Source organism: Pradoshia eiseniae, assembly GCF_002946355.1.
GTDB classification, from domain to species: Bacteria; Bacillota; Bacilli; order Bacillales; family Pradoshiaceae; genus Pradoshia; species Pradoshia eiseniae.
Genome location: NZ_PKOZ01000002.1, coordinates 408,194 through 425,553 on the forward strand (window position 1 = coordinate 408,194; position 17,360 = coordinate 425,553).

Annotated in this window: 17 protein-coding genes; 14 read left to right on the forward strand and 3 right to left on the reverse strand. The window is 45.1% G+C overall.

Features of this window, described 5'->3' with window-relative positions; genetic code table 11:
* The first annotated feature begins 164 nt into the window (after window positions 1-164).
* The 5 genes from uvrB to CYL18_RS06745 all read left to right on the forward strand — a co-directional run bounded on the left by uvrB (window position 165) and on the right by CYL18_RS06745 (window position 6,940).
* Window positions 165-2,144 carry an excinuclease ABC subunit UvrB gene (gene uvrB / locus CYL18_RS06725; protein WP_104848709.1) on the forward strand — a complete coding sequence of 660 codons (1,980 nt, stop codon included), beginning with the start codon at window positions 165-167 and terminating at the stop codon, window positions 2,142-2,144.
* Between the two features lie 7 nt (window positions 2,145-2,151).
* Window positions 2,152-5,019 carry an excinuclease ABC subunit UvrA gene (gene uvrA / locus CYL18_RS06730; protein ID WP_104848710.1) on the forward strand — a complete coding sequence of 956 codons (2,868 nt, stop codon included), beginning with the start codon at window positions 2,152-2,154 and terminating at the stop codon, window positions 5,017-5,019.
* A gap of 225 nt (window positions 5,020-5,244) precedes the next feature.
* Window positions 5,245-6,351: a DUF4097 family beta strand repeat-containing protein gene (locus CYL18_RS06735; protein ID WP_161497095.1), complete on the forward strand. Its 1,107-nt coding sequence runs from the start codon at window positions 5,245-5,247 to the stop codon at window positions 6,349-6,351.
* Window positions 6,352-6,407: 56 nt separating this feature from the next.
* On the forward strand, window positions 6,408-6,605 hold the full coding sequence (locus CYL18_RS06740) for a PspC domain-containing protein (RefSeq protein WP_236636281.1): 198 nt from the start codon (window positions 6,408-6,410) through the stop codon (window positions 6,603-6,605).
* Complete coding sequence (locus CYL18_RS06745; protein ID WP_104848713.1) at window positions 6,602-6,940, forward strand: phage holin family protein; 339 nt, start codon at window positions 6,602-6,604, stop codon at window positions 6,938-6,940. The genes CYL18_RS06740 and CYL18_RS06745 overlap by 4 nt, the downstream gene beginning before the upstream one ends.
* Window positions 6,941-6,982: 42 nt before the next feature.
* Here the strand turns inward: CYL18_RS06745 and CYL18_RS06750 are convergent, their stop codons facing one another.
* The 3 genes from CYL18_RS06750 to nagA form a co-directional block, all read right to left on the reverse strand.
* Window positions 6,983-7,666 carry an N-acetylmuramoyl-L-alanine amidase gene (locus CYL18_RS06750; protein ID WP_104848714.1) on the reverse strand — a complete coding sequence of 228 codons (684 nt, stop codon included), beginning with the start codon at window positions 7,664-7,666 and terminating at the stop codon, window positions 6,983-6,985.
* 117 nt (window positions 7,667-7,783) lie between these two features.
* Complete coding sequence (gene nagB, locus CYL18_RS06755; protein ID WP_104848744.1) at window positions 7,784-8,512, reverse strand: glucosamine-6-phosphate deaminase; 729 nt, start codon at window positions 8,510-8,512, stop codon at window positions 7,784-7,786.
* Between the two features lie 20 nt (window positions 8,513-8,532).
* Complete coding sequence (gene nagA / locus CYL18_RS06760; RefSeq protein WP_104848715.1) at window positions 8,533-9,702, reverse strand: N-acetylglucosamine-6-phosphate deacetylase; 1,170 nt, start codon at window positions 9,700-9,702, stop codon at window positions 8,533-8,535.
* A 159-nt stretch (window positions 9,703-9,861) separates the two neighbouring features.
* On the opposite strand from nagA, the gene hprK reads away from it, so the two are divergent.
* From hprK to CYL18_RS06805, 9 genes are all read left to right on the forward strand, one after another.
* The gene (gene hprK / locus CYL18_RS06765) at window positions 9,862-10,791 is read left to right on the forward strand and encodes an HPr(Ser) kinase/phosphatase (protein WP_104848716.1); all 930 of its coding nucleotides are present in this window, start codon (window positions 9,862-9,864) and stop codon (window positions 10,789-10,791) included.
* Window positions 10,792-10,808: 17 nt separating this feature from the next.
* Window positions 10,809-11,618, forward strand: coding sequence for a prolipoprotein diacylglyceryl transferase (gene lgt, locus CYL18_RS06770; protein WP_104848717.1), 810 nt, complete (start codon window positions 10,809-10,811; stop codon window positions 11,616-11,618).
* Window positions 11,619-11,699: 81 nt separating this feature from the next.
* Complete coding sequence (locus CYL18_RS06775) at window positions 11,700-12,617, forward strand: nucleoside recognition domain-containing protein (protein ID WP_104848745.1); 918 nt, start codon at window positions 11,700-11,702, stop codon at window positions 12,615-12,617.
* Window positions 12,586-13,230: a pyrophosphatase PpaX gene (ppaX, locus tag CYL18_RS06780; RefSeq protein WP_104848718.1), complete on the forward strand. Its 645-nt coding sequence runs from the start codon at window positions 12,586-12,588 to the stop codon at window positions 13,228-13,230. The genes CYL18_RS06775 and ppaX overlap by 32 nt, the downstream gene beginning before the upstream one ends.
* Window positions 13,227-13,751: an acyltransferase gene (locus CYL18_RS06785; RefSeq protein WP_104848719.1), complete on the forward strand. Its 525-nt coding sequence runs from the start codon at window positions 13,227-13,229 to the stop codon at window positions 13,749-13,751. Before ppaX ends, CYL18_RS06785 begins: the two co-directional genes overlap by 4 nt.
* A 67-nt stretch (window positions 13,752-13,818) precedes the next feature.
* Entirely contained in the window at window positions 13,819-14,499 is a 681-nt protein-coding gene (locus CYL18_RS06790) for a response regulator transcription factor (protein ID WP_104848720.1), read from the forward strand.
* A gap of 3 nt (window positions 14,500-14,502) precedes the next feature.
* Window positions 14,503-15,855, forward strand: coding sequence for a sensor histidine kinase (locus tag CYL18_RS06795; RefSeq protein ID WP_104848721.1), 1,353 nt, complete (start codon window positions 14,503-14,505; stop codon window positions 15,853-15,855).
* Window positions 15,848-16,369 (forward strand): PepSY domain-containing protein, encoded by a 522-nt coding sequence (locus CYL18_RS06800; RefSeq protein ID WP_104848722.1) that lies wholly within the window; start codon window positions 15,848-15,850, stop codon window positions 16,367-16,369. The genes CYL18_RS06795 and CYL18_RS06800 overlap by 8 nt, the downstream gene beginning before the upstream one ends.
* 124 nt (window positions 16,370-16,493) lie before the next feature.
* Complete coding sequence (locus CYL18_RS06805) at window positions 16,494-17,120, forward strand: PepSY domain-containing protein (protein WP_104848723.1); 627 nt, start codon at window positions 16,494-16,496, stop codon at window positions 17,118-17,120.
* The last annotated feature ends 240 nt before the right edge of the window (window positions 17,121-17,360 follow it).

Below are 17,360 nucleotides of genomic sequence, written 5' to 3' on the forward strand. Positions count from 1 at the left end.
GCATTATTGGGCATAAATGAAAAATGATAGAATACGTTGCTACTGAATGCGAATATTTGTTCGCTTTCTGGTGGTTTCTAGCTCGTCTGTTGTGGTAAACTATTCATACTAACTAATAGATCGTGGCGGACATAGCCTCGCCAAGGATGAAGGGGGCATATAAAGTGAAGAAAGAATTTGAGCTGGTTTCCAAGTATGCACCGGAGGGAGACCAGCCGGAAGCGATTAAGAAGCTGGTTAAAGGAATCAATGACGGGGTCAAGCATCAAACCCTTCTTGGTGCGACAGGAACCGGAAAGACATTCACGGTCTCCAATGTCATCAAAGAGGTTAAGAAGCCGACCTTGATTATTGCTCATAATAAAACACTCGCTGGTCAGCTTTACAGCGAGTTTAAGGAATTTTTCCCTAACAACGCTGTTGAGTATTTTGTCAGCTACTATGATTATTATCAGCCAGAGGCTTATGTTCCGCAGACGGATACATTCATTGAGAAGGATGCCAGCATCAATGATGAGATTGATAAATTGCGGCACTCGGCGACATCAGCTCTTTTTGAGCGTGATGATGTCATTATCATCGCCAGTGTTTCCTGCATTTATGGACTCGGTTCTCCTGAAGAGTACCGGGAGATGGTCGTATCCATTCGAAGCGGCATGGAGCTTGAGCGCAACCAGCTGCTCCGCAGGCTGGTCGATATTCAATATGAACGGAATGATATGAATTTCCACCGCGGAACATTTCGGGTACGCGGTGATGTAGTCGAGGTCTTTCCGGCTTCAAAGGATGAACATTGTATCCGCATTGAGTTTTTCGGTGATGAAATTGAACGAATCCGGGAAGTTGACGCCCTGACCGGGGAGATTCTAGGTGAGCGGGAGCATGTCGCCATCTTTCCGGCTTCCCACTTCGTAACCCGGGAAGAAAAGATGCGCATTGCTATTGAGAATATTGAGAAGGAGCTAGAGGAGCAGCTCGCCCATTTCAGGGAAGAGGGGAAGCTCTTGGAGGCTCAGCGGCTTGAACAGCGAACACGCTATGACCTTGAGATGATGCGCGAGATGGGCTTTTGTTCTGGAATTGAGAACTATTCACGGCATTTAACTCTCCGTCCAGCTGGCTCAACGCCGTATACCTTGCTCGATTATTTCCCGAAGGATTTCTTGATGATCATTGATGAGTCCCATGTGACGATGCCCCAGATTAGGGGAATGTTCAATGGGGACCGAGCCAGGAAGGAAGTGCTCGTGAATCATGGTTTCCGCCTGCCGTCTGCGATGGATAATCGTCCGCTTCATTTTAAGGAGTTTGAAGAGCATATTAACCAGATTGTGTATGTATCGGCCACTCCTGGACCATATGAAGAAGAGCACGCGCCAGGCGTGATTGAGCAGATTATCCGCCCGACAGGTCTCTTGGACCCGAACGTGGATGTGCGTCCGATTGAGGGGCAAATTGATGACTTGCTCGGTGAGATAAATGAGAGAATAGCGAAGAATGAACGGGTGCTTGTGACGACATTGACTAAGAAAATGTCTGAGGACTTGACCGATTATTTGAAAGAGCTTGGCGTGAAGGTTCAATATCTCCATTCAGAGATTAAGACGCTTGAGCGTATTGAGATTATCCGGGATTTACGCCTTGGTAAATATGACGTTCTCATCGGTATCAACCTCCTTAGGGAAGGTCTCGATATACCAGAAGTATCATTGGTGGCGATATTGGATGCCGATAAGGAAGGATTTTTGCGTTCAGAGCGTTCGCTCATCCAAACGATTGGGCGTGCGGCGCGTAATGAGAATGGGCACGTCATCATGTATGCCGATAAGATGACGAATTCCATGGAGATTGCCATTTCTGAGACGAAGAGGAGAAGGGCTATTCAGGAAGCCTATAATATTGAGCATGGCATTACACCGAAGACAATCCAAAAGGATATTCGTGATGTCATCCGGGCAACGCAGGCAGCTGAAGCAGGAGAGGAAGAGCGTGCGGCTAAGCAATATGAGAACTTGTCCAAGAAAGACCGTCAGCAGGTCATTGCCCGTATGGAGAAAGAGATGAAAGATGCTGCCCGTGCTCTTGATTTTGAGCGTGCGGCAGAACTGAGAGACTTGATTTTAGAGCTGAAAGCGGAAGGATGAACAAAGGATGGCTTTAGATAAGATAGTAGTGAAGGGAGCAAGAGAAAATAACCTGAAGGATATTGACGTCACGATTCCGCGTGATCAATTAGTCGTTCTGACAGGTCTCTCTGGCTCAGGGAAATCGTCGCTTGCCTTTGACACGATTTATGCAGAAGGGCAGCGGCGCTATGTGGAATCATTGTCCGCCTACGCGCGGCAATTCCTTGGTCAAATGGATAAGCCGGATGTCGATAGCATAGAAGGGCTGTCGCCTTCCATCTCCATTGATCAGAAAACGACGAGCCGCAACCCGCGGTCTACAGTGGCGACTGTTACGGAAATCTACGATTATATGCGCCTTTTGTATGCCCGCGTCGGCAAGCCGGTTTGTCCGAAGCATGGGATAGAGATTACCTCACAGACAATTGAACAGATGGTAGACCGAATTATGGAATATCCTGAGCGGACGAAGCTGCAGGTTCTTGCTCCTGCTGTGACAGGAAGAAAAGGGACCCATGCAAAGCTCCTTGAAGATATTAAGAAACAAGGGTATGTGAGGGTTCGGATCGATAATGAAATGTATGATTTGGATGATAATATTGAGCTTGATAAGAATAAGAGCCATTCCATTGAGGTTGTCATTGACAGGATTGTCGTGAAGGAAGGAATCGCAACAAGACTATCTGATTCCCTTGAATCAGCGCTTTCCATCGGTCATGGAAAAGTCATGATTGATGTCATCGGACAAGAGGAGCTTCTCTTCAGTGAGCACCATTCCTGCCCGTATTGCGGGTTCTCCATCGGGGAGCTTGAACCGCGTATTTTCTCCTTTAACAGTCCGTTTGGTGCCTGCCCGACATGTGATGGAATTGGATATAAGCTGAAGGTGGATAAGGATGCGGTCATTCCTGACACGGAATTGACCTTGCGGGAGCATGCGATTGCTCCATGGCAGCCGACGAGTTCACAATATTACCCGAAGCTGCTTGAGTGTATTGCTGACCATTATGGAATTGACATGGATGTACCGGTATCGCAGCTGCGAGAGGACCAAATGGATAAAATTCTGAATGGGTCTGACGGCGAGAAAATCTATTTCCGTTACGAGAATGATTTTGGCCAGGTACGCGAGAATTATGTGGAGTTTGAAGGGGTGCTCAACAATGTGGAGCGCCGCTATCGAGAAACTAATTCTGATTATATTCGGGATCAGATGGAGAAATACATGGCTGAGCAAAAGTGCCCGACATGTAAAGGTTACCGCTTGAAGAAGGAGAGTATGGCCGTCCTTGTTGACGGGCGTCATATTGGACAGATTTCAGAGCTGTCTATACAGGATGCGTATACATTCTTCGACAGCTTAGAGCTGTCAGAGAAAGATATGAGCATCGGCCGTTCTATTTTCCGTGAAATTAAGGAGCGGCTTGGATTTCTCAATAATGTGGGTCTAGAATATTTAACACTTAACCGGGCTGCAGGTACCATGTCTGGGGGGGAAGCACAGCGAATCCGTCTGGCTACCCAGATTGGTTCACGTTTAACGGGTGTTCTTTATATACTTGATGAACCGTCTATCGGCCTTCATCAGCGCGATAATGATCGCCTGATTGATGCGCTTCGGAGCATGCGTGATATCGGGAATACATTAATCGTTGTTGAGCATGATGAAGACACGATGCTTGCGGCTGATTATTTAATTGATGTCGGTCCCGGGGCTGGCGCGAATGGCGGACAAATCGTAGCTGCTGGCACACCTGAAGAGGTCATGAAGAATCCAAATTCCCTCACAGGCCAATATCTCTCGGGGGAGAAGTTCATTCCGCTTCCTCATGAACGCAGGAAAGGGAATGGACAGGAGATTGAAATTCGTGGAGCACGGGAAAATAATCTGCGCAATATAAATGTTTCCTTCCCGCTTGGAACATTTGTTGCCGTAACAGGGGTTTCCGGCTCAGGGAAAAGTACGCTTGTTAATGAAATCCTTCATAAATCGCTGGCCCATAAACTGCAACGTGCTAAGGCGAAGCCTGGGCTGCATAAGGAGATAAAGGGAATCGAGGCGCTTGAGAAGGTCATTGATATCGATCAATCCCCTATTGGCCGGACTCCGCGCTCTAACCCGGCAACCTATACGGGTGTATTTGATGATATTCGAGATGTGTTTGCATCAACAAATGAGGCGAAGGTGCGCGGTTATCAGAAGGGCCGCTTTAGCTTTAACGTTAAAGGTGGCCGCTGTGAAGCATGCCGAGGGGATGGAATCATTAAGATAGAGATGCATTTCCTGCCGGATGTGTATGTTCCTTGTGAGGTTTGTCATGGCAAACGTTATAATCGGGAAACCTTAGAGGTTACCTATAAAGGAAAAAGCATTTCAGATATTCTTGATATGACGGTTGAAGAAGCTCTTCAATTCTTTGAAAACCTGCCAAGAATTAAACGGAAGCTTCAAACTATCCATGATGTCGGGCTCGGTTATATTAAACTTGGTCAGCCGGCAACGACCCTTTCTGGAGGGGAGGCGCAGCGGATGAAATTGGCCAGTGAGCTCCATAGACGCTCTAATGGACGCTCACTCTATATTCTCGATGAACCGACAACAGGCTTGCATGTAGAGGATATTGCGCGCTTATTGGAAGTGCTGCAGCGTCTTGTTGATAACGGGGATACAGTCCTGGTTATTGAGCATAATCTTGATGTCATCAAGGCGGCCGATTATCTGATTGATCTTGGTCCTGAGGGCGGTGAAAAGGGTGGTACCCTTATTGCTTCCGGCCCGCCAGAGCATATCGCGGAAACGCCGGAATCTTATACAGGTCAATATTTGAAGCCGATTCTTGAACGCGATCGCAAGCGGATGGAGGAGCGGCTGACACAGAAGACGGGTCATTGAGGAAGTTTTTTTTTGAAGGCTTAAAGCTTTAAGGGCAAGCAAGAATAAAGGCGTGTTTATCAATTGTAAGACTGATTGTCAGAGGATTGATGGGCACGTCTTCCATTTTTTATGGAAACCTTTTTTGTTCTTATTCGTACATGATAGAAGAAATAGTTTTGTGCATACACATAATGTCATAAAGTTTGCATAGGTTAAAACCATGCTATAAGGGAGATGACTAATATGAACGATGAGAAAAAACGTATTCTGGAAATGGTCAAGGAAGGGCTTTTGAATGCAGATGAGGCATTGCTCCTGCTCGAACAGCTCGACAAGAAAGAAAAGCTCGCCCAACAAGAAAACCAGCAGGAGTCAAGGGAGCTAGCGACAACTGTACAGCCAGAGGGAGACAGAAAACAAGAGCAGCCGCATGCGAAAAAGACTGTATCCACAATGGATCGGATTTTGGGTGTCGTGGATGATGTCGTGAAAAAAATCAAGGATATCGATTTTGATTGGAATTTCGGCTCCAGCATAGAGATTGACCATCTGTACCATCAAGAGACGAAACCGTTTAATATGATTGATATTGATGTGGCTAACGGAGAAATCACTATTGCTCCATGGGATCGCAATGAAGTGGATATTGAATGTAAAGCGAAGGTATATCGCGCAGAAAATACGACTGAGGCAAGGGAAAAGCTGCAAAATCAAATCGTCAATAAAATTGAGAATGGCAAGCTGAAATTCTCCCTTCAAGATCGTGCAATTAAATTGAAGGCAACCATTAAAGTGCCGAAAAATCGATACCAAGAGCTGAGGATACGCCTATTTAACGGAGGCATCACGGGCGAGGATATGAATGTTGATGAGATTAAGACAAAGACGGCGAACGGGACCATTGCTTTCCGCGATTTTAATGCGCGTGAGGCAGAATTTGAGACCGTGAATGGGGCGATTAAGCTCACGTCCTTCGATGCAGGCGAGCTTGAGGTTGATACGATGAACGGATCGATTCAAGTGGATGGGTCATTCCGGACTGCTGATATTCAAACGATTAATGGCAGCATTCAATGTAAGCAAGCGGGCCAATATGGAGAAACGCTTCGTGCAAAAGCGCAAGCAGGAAGCATCAATCTGCAAATCCCGCAGGGCACAACCTGTGACGGAGAATTAAAGTCGAATCTTGGCAGTTTCAATATTGATTTGAAGGGTATTCAAGTGGTTGAGGAGAAAAATGACATCGTTCAAAAAATGCTTCGTTTCCAATCCATGCAAAAAGAAGAGCATTCCATGCATGTTTTTGCCGAATCAAAAGCAGGCAGCATTAAGGTGAAGCATACCCTTTGATGTCGGCGCGGATTCTATAAAGGAGTTGTAAAATCAGCGATATGAATAAAAAGCTTATGAGAACCAATTACTCCGATAAGGTTTTATTGGGAGTGTTAGGAGGAATCGCTCGTTATTTTGGCATTAAGCCGATTATCCTGCGTATATTGTTCGTTATTGGGCTGATTCCAACTAGTTTTCTTTTGATTATTCCATATACCATTCTTAGCTATTTCATGCCGAGGGAGCAAGCAGAGGAGAGTACCAGTCGATGAAATGGATTCTAAAGATACTTATTAATGCAGCGGTATTTGTCTTGTTAATGCAGGTATTTGAAGGTGTGCATGTATCCGGATTTGGGGCAGCCATCATTGCAGCAATCGTCTTGTCAATCTGCAATGTCATTGTGAAGCCAATCGTGACCATCCTGACATTACCGATCACCATTGTGACACTGGGCATCTTTTTGCTCTTTATCAATACAATCGTGCTGAGCATTGTTGATGCCGTGATGGGCAGTGCTTTTCAAATAGACGGATTTTGGCTGACCTTCCTCGTATCTGTCATCTTATCCTTCGTAAACACGATTATGGAAAGTGTTACGGACTAAAAATGAAAGGCCTGAAGCAAATGTTTGCTTCAGGCCTTTAAATTATGGCGTTTGAATAATATGGGTGTCAAACCCAAGTTTTTGGAGCTCTGCAGCTAGCTGTTCTGCACCTCTTTTATTGGCAAAGGCTCCCACCTGAACTTTATAAAGCTTCTTGGAAGAAGCCTTCATCTCTTTCTTCAGGTCATAATGTTGAATGACTGCCTGAACAATGGCTGTGGCGCATTGCTTTCTGTAGCTCTCACTTTGCAGAAGCTTGCTTTCCTCCTTGTGCGTCATAAAGCCGCATTCAACAAGGATAGCAGTCATCGTCGTCTCGCGAAGTACATGGAAATTAGCCGTCTTAACTCCACGATTTTTACGGCCGGTCAATCTAATGAGCTGATCTTGGATTGCCGTAGCAAGGAAATGGGCATCCCAGGGAGTGGATGTGTGAATGAATGTCTCAATTCCTTCAGCTTCATGCCATTTCCCATCGCCAGCCGCATTGGCGTGTATGGACAGAAAACAGTCAGCCCCAAGCCTGTTAGCCATATCGGTTCGCCCTTTGAGCGGAACATCCTGCTCATCGCTATGTGTGAATAAAACTTCAAGATTGTCATAACCCGAAAGGAGATTGCGTGCATAGTGGGCGACTGCCCGATTAAACTCATATTCCTTCATCCCATCTGGTGTCTGCTTCCCCAAAGTAGCAAATCCATGACCCGCATCAAGCACAATCTTCACGCTAATTACCTCCTTTATCTTTGTACTTATCATATGAGACAAGCCTAGAAATGGACCATAGGAATGAAAAAAAGACAAACCTACTATCGCTGCAGGTTTGTCCTTTGTCTTGTAGTCTTATTCACATAATGAATAAGCTTCTTTATCAACAATTAACGTAACATTCGGGTGAGTTTGAAGAATGCTTGCAGGCAAATCTTCTGTTACTTCTCCATGAATCGTTCCGCGAATGGCCTCTGCTTTAGCTGTGCCTGAGGCCAAAAGGAGGATTTCTTTGCTTTTCATAATGGTGCCAATGCCCATTGTGATCGCTTGTTTTGGTACCTCATCAATCGATTCGAAGAAACGGGCATTTGCCTGACGCGTGCTTTCCTTGAGGTCAATGATATGAGTTTGACCTGTGAAAGAGCTGCCTGGCTCATTAAATCCGATATGGCCGTTTGAGCCAATTCCGAGTATTTGAAGATCAACTTGTCCTAGCGCATCGATAATCTTTTCATATCGGTCGCATTCTTCGAGTAAATCTTGGTTATTGCCATTTGGGATGTTCGTGTGTTCCTCCGGAATCGTGAGCTGATTAAAGAGATTCTCGCGCATAAAGGTATAATAGCTGTTTTTGTCTTCTTTCGGAAGCCCAATATACTCATCCAAATTGACAGTATGGATATCTTTGTAGCTTGTCCCGTTTTTCTGATTGTCTTCGATCAATTCCTTATAAAGACCGACTGGTGTGCTTCCTGTCGCAAGCCCTAGTACTGCATTCGGCTTTTCTTGGACTTTTTTGATAAGAATCTCGGCCGCTTTTTTGCTCATTTCATTATAGTCTTCAACTACGATGATTTTCATGTTGTTTTGTGACATAGCTCTTACTCTCCTCTATAGGCTATTTTTCCTCGACAAATCGTTGTGCGAACCTGGAAGTCGTCGTCAAGAATGACAATGTCCGCATCCTTCCCTGCAGCAATGCTGCCCTTTTTGTCATATATATTCAATTGCTTAGCCGGGTTGACGGCTGCCATTTGGACAGCGTCTTTTAGCGAGCAGCCCGTATAAGTGATGATGTTTTTCACGGCATCATTCATCTTAAGGATGCTGCCGGCAAGGGCACCGTCTTCTAGTCTGGCTTCCTTGCCTTTAACGAATACATCTTGTCCGCCAAGATCGTATTTGCCGTCTGAAAGGCCTTTGGCACGCATGGCATCCGTAATCAGGATGGTTCGGTCAATCCCTTTTAGCTTGAGAGCGAGCTCAACCATTTCAGGAGAGACATGAATACCGTCCACAATCAGTTCTGCGTATATACTCTCATTCATGAGAGAGGCTCCTGCTGCCCCGATATCTCGGTGATGAAGGCCTGTCATCTGGTTGAATAGATGGGTGGCTTGACTGACGCCGAGTGAGATAGCGTCCATCGTTTCCTGATAAGTCGCCCCTGTATGACCGATGGATGAGATAATCCCTTCCTTTTTCAACAGTTCTACCAATTCCTTGCCGCCTGGCTCCTCTGGAGCGAGCGTAACCTGCTTAATCGTTTGGCCGGATAACTCATACCATTTCTTGAAGAGCTCGGCATCGGGATTAATGATATATTGGACTGGCTGGGCACCGGCTTTGGAAGGATTGACGAAAGGTCCCTCTAAGTGAACGCCGATAACATCTGCAGTCCCGGGAACATTATCCGATTGGCTATATTGATGAAGCGCTTCTAAAGCCTGTTCGATGCTCTCCGGAGATTGAGTCATGGTAGTTGGCAAGAAGGAGGTGGTTCCTTCCTTAGGTAGGAATGCTGCCATGTGGGCAACGGCTTCTACTGTTCCATCCATCGCATCGCTTCCGCCGGCACCGTGGATATGCATATCAATAAATCCTGGAAGCACAACTTCATTTGGCGATAGGGTCAGTATTTCATCAGCTTCATGGGGAGCTAGATGTGCTGGTCCTACTTCCTTAATGGTTTCACCATCAATCAAAATATATCCATCCTCGAGAGTGGCATCATCGAGATAGATGGTTGCATTCTTGATTAGTATGGTCATTCTCTCAGCTCCTTTAAATAGATATCTCTCTTCTCTTCCTATCGTATCGCATCATTAGTCAGAAAAACAGAATTATCTATCCGTTAGTGTATGGTTTAATAGGAAATAATGATAAAATGAAAGCACGATTTCCTAATAATGTTCAGGGAGGGAATTTTTTTGCCCAAAGTTAAAACAGTAGATCTCATTGACGAGTTTCAGCTAGAACTCATCAGTGGGGAAGAAGGCATCAATAGACCGATAACAGTAAGTGATCTATCAAGGCCAGGCCTTGAAATTGCAGGATACTTTGATTATTATCCGGCTGATCGAATTCAAATCCTTGGCATGACCGAACTAACCTTCTTCTCAAGGCTCAGCCCGGAAGTGCGTGCAGGCCGAATGGAGAGATTATGCAGTGATATTACCCCTTGTATTATTGTTACCAGAGGTATTGATATTCCTCAAGAATTAATCGTGGCTGCAGAAAAAGTATCAGTTCCCGTTCTTCGCACATCGATGAAAACGACCCGTTTTTCCAGCCGTTTAACTAATTTTCTTGAAAGCAAATTAGCGCCAACGACCGCTGTCCATGGGGTGCTCGTTGACATTTATGGCGTTGGAGTCCTGATTACAGGCAAAAGCGGGGTCGGTAAGAGTGAGACTGCGCTAGAGCTAGTGAAAAGAGGACATCGTCTTGTGGCCGATGACTGTGTTGAAATTCGTCAAGAGGATGATGATACATTAGTCGGCAACTCGCCTGAACTAATTGAGCATTTGCTTGAAATCAGGGGAGTGGGCATCATCAATGTGATGACCTTATTCGGTGCAGGTGCTGTCCGAAGTCATAAAAAGATCTCACTAGTCATCAATTTAGAGCTTTGGGATCAGCAAAAGAATTATGATAGGCTTGGTCTTGAGGAGGAAAAAATTCGGATTATTGACACGAATATTACGCGCATGAACATCCCTGTTCGTCCGGGCCGAAATATCGCCGTCATCATTGAGGTGGCCGCCATGAATTTCCGCTTGAAACGAATGGGTGTGAATACAGCTCAGCAGTTCACAGAAAAGCTGAACGAAGCGATTGAAGAGAACAAACATGAATAAAGAGGTGGACGAATAGAATGGGTACGATTGGTACAATTGATCGGGTGGCGATTCAGATTGGATCACTATCTATTTATTGGTACGGAATCATCATTGGTCTCGGGGTTTTTCTCGGACTGTGGCTCGCCATGCGGGAATCGGAGCGACGCGGGCTAAATAAAGATGTTTTTATTGATTTACTTATCTATGCGGTGCCAATTTCGATTATAAGTGCACGCATCTATTACGTGATTTTTGAATGGTCCTATTATAAAGACCATTTAGGTGATATCGTAAAGATTTGGAATGGCGGGATTGCGATTCATGGAGCATTAATTGGAGCGGTTATCACGACGATTGTTTTTGCAAGGGTCAAGGGATTATCCTTTTGGAAGCTTGCTGATATCGCTGCTCCATCCATCATTCTTGGGCAAGCGATCGGACGGTGGGGGAACTTCATTAATCAAGAGGCATATGGCGGTGAAGTGAGCCGCAGCTTCCTGGAGAATTTATTTATCCCGGATTTCATTATTAACCAAATGTACATAAACGGTGCTTACCATCATCCGACATTTTTGTATGAGTCCTTATGGAACATCGTTGGCTTTGCCATTTTGATTGCTTTACGCAGAGTGAACCTTCGTCAGGGAGAGCTATTCTTGACCTATGTTATTTGGTACTCCATTGGCCGCTTTTTTGTGGAAGGCTTACGAACCGACAGCTTGATGCTGTTTGACACCCTCCGTATGGCACAGGTATTATCCCTTGTGCTCATCTTGGTCGGCGTTGTTTTAATCATTGTTAGACGTAAGCTCGGTTATTCCGAGAAGAAGTATCTTGATATGTAGGTCATAAGGGGAAGGGGAGGAGTATTTTTGACGAGAAGTACTTGGGTTAAAGGGTTGCAGTCTGGACTAAAGACAACGTGGATGCTCGGGAAGGTCATATTCCCGATTACATTATTCGTCACAATACTCCAGTATACGCCCCTCCTGCCGTGGCTGATTGACCTAATCAGTCCGGCGATGGGGCTGATTGGATTGCCGGGGGATGCGGCCATTCCGCTCGTTCTTGGGAACTTTTTGAATTTATATGCCGGAATCGGCGGCATTCTAGCTCTTGACTCCTTAACGGTGAAGGAGGTATTCATCATTGCGACGATGCTGTCCTTTTGTCACAATCTCTTTATTGAGACAAGTGTGGCTCTAAAGGTCGGTGTGAAGCTATGGGTAGTCTTAGTGACAAGGATTGGTCTAGCGATTCTGTCGGCAGTTGTTATAAACCTTGTTTGGCGCGGAGGCGGCGAGGTCATACAATATGGGGGAGCAGTTGGTGGTGAAGAGACGATTACAGGCCTCTGGCCAATTCTTTGGAGCGGACTGACAGCGGCGACTTCTGGCACGCTGAAGCTTGCATTCATTATCATTCCGCTCATGCTTATCATTCAAATCATGAAGGATTTGAATTGGCTGAATTTGTTTTCAAAATGGATGAAGCCGGTGACAAGAATGCTTGGAATGAAGGAGAATACCTCCATGACACTGGTCGCTGGCCTTGTCATAGGGCTCGCTTATGGGGCAGGAGTCATGCTGGAGGCAGTTCGTGAGGATGGCGTCAGCAAAAAGGATATGACAATTGCGTTTATCTTTTTGGTAGCCTGCCATGCAGTCGTTGAGGATACCGTCATCTTTATCCCGCTTGGGGTGCCTGTCATCCCACTCCTTATTATCAGGCTTGTGACGGCAATCCTGCTCGCGATGATTATCTCACGTATCTGGGCAAGACTGGATGAAAAGAAAGGAAAGGTAAACCCTAGTGGAGAAGAAAATCACAACGCTATTATTTGACTTAGATGGGACATTGATTAATACAAATGAATTAATCATTGCTTCTTTTCTGCATACATTAAATCATTATTATCCGAACCAATATACCCGTGAAGACGTGTATGAATTTATTGGTCCGTCACTGCTGGAAACCTTCAGCGGATTGGATCTTGAGCGTGCTGAGGAAATGATTGAGCATTACAGAGAGCATAATCATTTGCACCATGATTTGTTGGTTGAGGAATACGAAGGTGTGTATGAGACAATCCGGGAATTAAAGGAACGCAACTATAAAGTGGGCATTGTCACAACAAAAATGCGCAAGGCGGTACAACGCGGCCTTCTGAAAGGGCGGCTTGATTCATTTTTCGATGTGGTCGTGACTCTTGATGATGTCAAGAATCCGAAGCCGGATCCGGAGCCAATTGAGCTTGCCTTGAAGTTAATTGGTTCATCTGCTGAGGAAACCATCATGGTTGGTGACAATAGCCATGATATCCTGGCGGGGAAGAACGCAGGCACCAAAACGGCAGGAGTAGCATGGGCATTAAAGGGAAGAGATTATCTCGAGCAATATGGCCCCGACTATATGCTTGAAAATATGCGTGATCTCTTGAAAATTGTTGAATCATGAGAAGGACAAAGCGTTATCCACTGAAGGGTGGGGGCAACTCATTATGGCATGTGTATAAGACCGTCTCATTCTGGAAGGTGTTTCGTAATGTCCTTGTTCTCATGATTGCGCGCTTTACCCCTTTCATGCGTTTGAAAAACTGGCTGTACCGTACTTTTACGGGAATGAAGATCGGTGATCAAACATCCATCGCCTTCATGGTCATGCCGGATATCATGTATCCCGAGATGATTAAGATTGGACGTAACTCAATCATTGGCTATAATTCCACGATACTTGCTCATGAGTATTTGATAACCGAGTATCGTCTTGGGGAGGTCGAGATTGGCGATGAGGTGATGATTGGCGCTAATTCAACGATTCTCCCTGGAGTGAGCATAGGGGATGGTGCCATCGTATCAGCCGGAACACTCGTTCATCGTGATGTTCCAGCAGGGGCCTTTGTCGGCGGCAATCCAATGAGGATCATCTATACAGCAGAAGAAATGAAGATGCGACAGAAAGAGACAAGTCCTTTTTAGGGGTTTGTCTCTTTTTCATCTATACTATTATTAAGGGATAATACTTCTTAGGGAGGTGAACGGACAGATGAAACAGAAAATTTTAATCATAGAGGATGAGCCTCAGCTTGCTAGACTTTTGCAGCTTGAATTGCAATTTGAAGAGTTTGAATCAGCCATTGCCCATACTGGGCGCGAGGGTCTAGATATGTTCCAGAAAGGCTCCTACGACCTTATCCTGCTTGATGTCATGCTGCCTGAAATGAATGGTCTTGAGGTGCTGGCGAATATTCGAGCTTCTTCGCTTGTCCCAGTGATATTATTGACAGCTAAAAGCGATGTGAAGGACAAGGTCGAAGGGCTGAACCTTGGGGCGAATGATTATGTCACTAAACCATTTGAGTTTGAGGAATTGCTTGCACGTATACGTGTGAACTTGCGCTTCCATTCTTCTGTGCCAGTTCCTGATTCTAAAGCACCCCATGAATGCTGTCTGGGCTCAATCCATGTCAATATTGACAGCCATGTTGTCAAACAGAATGGAAAGGTGATTGAACTGACGCCAAGAGAATTCGATTTGCTGGTTCATTTTATGCGGAATAAAAATATCGTCCAATCGAGAGAACAAATCCTTGATGCGGTTTGGGGGTTTGATTATTACGGCGATACGAATGTCGTTGATGTATACGTTCGCTATCTCCGTCAAAAATTAGGGGATTCGATCATCCGAACCGTCAGAAGCGTCGGGTATGTGATGAAGGAGGAGTAGACGGTGAAATTACAAACAAGAATCAATCTATTATCGACTGTCCTGACTCTTTTTATCTTCCTCATCAGCTTCACCGGTATTTATTATTTGTACAAATATCTCGCCTACGACACAGAATATCACAGGCTTCAGATGGATGGCGATGAAATGCTAGCGGCCATTAGTGAGCTTGAGAGCGCGGCGAATATTGATACGCTCCTGCGCTCCTACATCCCGCAAAATGGAATGATCTACATTAAGGATGAGAAGGACGAAGCCATTCTCCGTCTTCAAGCTACATCCACGGCGGATAAGATGGAGTATGCCATTGAGGAAGGAGGCAAGTATACCGTTTCAGAGTGGGAGGGAGAGCTTGTGATGGCTGTCCGCTATCCGATGGTCTGGCCGGATCAATCGGTCGTGGATGTTCATCTTGTTCAGCCGCTGCAAGAGGTATCCGCTAATATGGCTATCTTGAAATGGATATTGATTCTGATTACGCTGCTTGCCATCATTCCTATTTATTTGGCAAGCCAATTGCTCGTGCGGCTGATTGTTCTCCCGATTCAAAGGCTGACAAGCACGATGAGACGGAATATCTCCCAGGCCAGATACGATAAACTGGAGGCTCCAGACGATAAAAAAGGTGAAATCGCGGAGATGACCTATACGTATAATTCGCTCATGGATAAGCTTAAGGACAGCTATAATAAGCAGCAGCAATTCGTCGGTAATGCCTCCCATGAACTGAAAACACCTCTCACGATTATAGAATCCTACGCAAAGCTTTTGAAGAGAAGGGGATTTGAGAATGAAGAAATCAACCGTGAGGCATTAGAGGCTATCACCTCGCAAACTGCCCAAATGAAGGTGATGATGGAGCAAATGCTTGAACTTGCTAGGGCGAATGAAACCTTGCAGCTAAAATGGGAAACAATCACCACGACGGAACTGTTAACAAGCATTATCGAAAGTTATCGGAAGGCTTACAAAAGAGAAGTCAACCTGTATGGTGAGGTGTTTACCTTCAAGACGGATGTATCCAAGCTTAGGCAGATCATCTTCATTCTGCTCGATAATGCCCGTCAATACAGTGAGGGAAAGATTGATATCACGGTCATGAATGGCACAGGGATTACTATCCAAGTGTGTGATTACGGAATCGGAATCAAGGAGGAGGATATTCCCTACATATTTGACCGCTTCTATCGCGTGAACAAGGACCGGAATCGCCAAACAGGCGGCACTGGACTAGGACTCGCGATTGCAAAGGACTTTGCGGAGCTGCTTGGCGGGACGATAACGGTTGAAAGCAAGATTGGGGAAGGAACACTCTTTACGATTATGCTGCCAAAGGGGGAGGAGTCGAATGAGTAAAAAGCATCTCTGGATAATGCCTGCTCTGCTCCTTATTTGCATCATACTCTGTGCGGTTTATGCCTATAATCAAATCATCTCGAAGACGACCTTTGGAGAAGCCGAGATTAAAAACAGAGTGTCTTCTCTCTATAATGGGGAGATACAAGCGATTGCCAAAAAGAAGAACCAATATGAGGTCACCTTCAGGAAGAACGACTTTATTTATCAAGTGCTCGTTAATGAAGAAGAGGGAACGTTCAGTGATTTAAAGGTCATCAAAGAGGGAGCTAAGGAAGAAATAGATACGCCAGAAGAATCACCAGCCGAACAGGACGAACTTAAGCCTCTGACGAAGGAGGAAGTGGTCAAGATTGCGCGCTCTCAATTTGAGGGATCCGTTGATGACGTTGAGTTCATCGCCACAGATGACGGCGGTTATTATAATGTCGATTTGGAAAATCAGGAGGATGAGGCCACCCTGCAAATTCATGCGCTGACAGGCGAAATCATTACAATCACGTATGATGACTAACATTCTTAGCAAATTCTAATCTTTAGAATCCCTTTCTCATGAAACTCTAATCTTTCTCTAATTTACGTTTAATGTTGCGGTTATACAATACAAGTAAGTTAAAGAATGAAGGAGAGAGATAATCATGAAGAAATTATTGATCGGGTTAACCATTTCAGCCGCTGTATTTGGAGGCTTTGTCCTAGCGCAATCCATGAATTCTGGATCTGCCGCGAAGCAGGAAGCTGCCAGCACGAGACTGATCACAGCACAGGAAGCGAAAGACATTGCCTTGAAGGAAGTAAACGGAACCATCACAGAGTCCGACTATGATCGTGACGACAAACGTCCTCATTACGAATTTGATATACAAAGCAATAATGAAGAAGTGAGCATCGAGGTTGATGCCGAGACAGGAAAAGCGACTGTCACTGAGCGTGAAGCGATGAAAGCTGCTGGAGTGAATGAAAAAGCACCAGGTACAAATGATGAAGATGACAGATCTGCGGTGACCCAAACAACAGAAAAAGCGGCAGCCTCAGCAACTAAATCAGCAGCTAAACAAAAAGGAGTCATCACAAAAGCAGAAGCCATCAATATCGCAAAAACAGTTGCTAAAGGGACTGTTACAAAAGTTGAATTGGACATTGACGACGATAACCAAAACCAAAAGTATGAGCTTGAATTCAAAGATGGTAAGGTTGAATATGACGTTGATGTAGATGCATATACAGGGAAGATTCTTGAAGTCGATCAAGAACTAGAAGATTAAGTGTATTATGAACAGGCGGAGGACCCAAGAGGTTCACCGCCTGTTTTTTGTCTAGGCTGTATTTGCAAGGATTGTTGCTATTGATTAATGCAAGTTTTTAATATGAAAATAGCCATCTCCAAAAAGGAAATGGCTGAACTTGTTATTGGACAAACGCCCCCGATAGTTTCCGTAATGCTTTACACCAATTCAAAGATGATTTGAAGCACTACATACTACTGTATGCCAAGTGTATTAAAT

Excerpts from the sequence above, each read along its gene's own strand:
- uvrA (WP_104848710.1), top strand. The coding sequence starts at position 2,152 with ATGGCTTTAGATAAGATAGTAGTGAAGGGAGCAAGAGAAAATAACCTG.
- CYL18_RS06785 (WP_104848719.1), top strand. The coding sequence starts at position 13,227 with ATGAGAAGGACAAAGCGTTATCCACTGAAGGGTGGGGGCAACTCATTA.
- CYL18_RS06735 (WP_161497095.1), top strand. The coding sequence starts at position 5,245 with ATGAACGATGAGAAAAAACGTATTCTGGAAATGGTCAAGGAAGGGCTT.
- CYL18_RS06790 (WP_104848720.1), top strand. The coding sequence starts at position 13,819 with ATGAAACAGAAAATTTTAATCATAGAGGATGAGCCTCAGCTTGCTAGA.
- CYL18_RS06805 (WP_104848723.1), top strand. The coding sequence starts at position 16,494 with ATGAAGAAATTATTGATCGGGTTAACCATTTCAGCCGCTGTATTTGGA.
- nagB (WP_104848744.1), bottom strand. The coding sequence starts at position 8,512 with ATGAAAATCATCGTAGTTGAAGACTATAATGAAATGAGCAAAAAAGCG.
- CYL18_RS06740 (WP_236636281.1), top strand. The coding sequence starts at position 6,408 with ATGAGAACCAATTACTCCGATAAGGTTTTATTGGGAGTGTTAGGAGGA.
- CYL18_RS06800 (WP_104848722.1), top strand. The coding sequence starts at position 15,848 with ATGAGTAAAAAGCATCTCTGGATAATGCCTGCTCTGCTCCTTATTTGC.
- CYL18_RS06775 (WP_104848745.1), top strand. The coding sequence starts at position 11,700 with ATGCTCGGGAAGGTCATATTCCCGATTACATTATTCGTCACAATACTC.
- CYL18_RS06745 (WP_104848713.1), top strand. The coding sequence starts at position 6,602 with ATGAAATGGATTCTAAAGATACTTATTAATGCAGCGGTATTTGTCTTG.
- nagA (WP_104848715.1), bottom strand. The coding sequence starts at position 9,702 with ATGACCATACTAATCAAGAATGCAACCATCTATCTCGATGATGCCACT.
- lgt (WP_104848717.1), top strand. The coding sequence starts at position 10,809 with ATGGGTACGATTGGTACAATTGATCGGGTGGCGATTCAGATTGGATCA.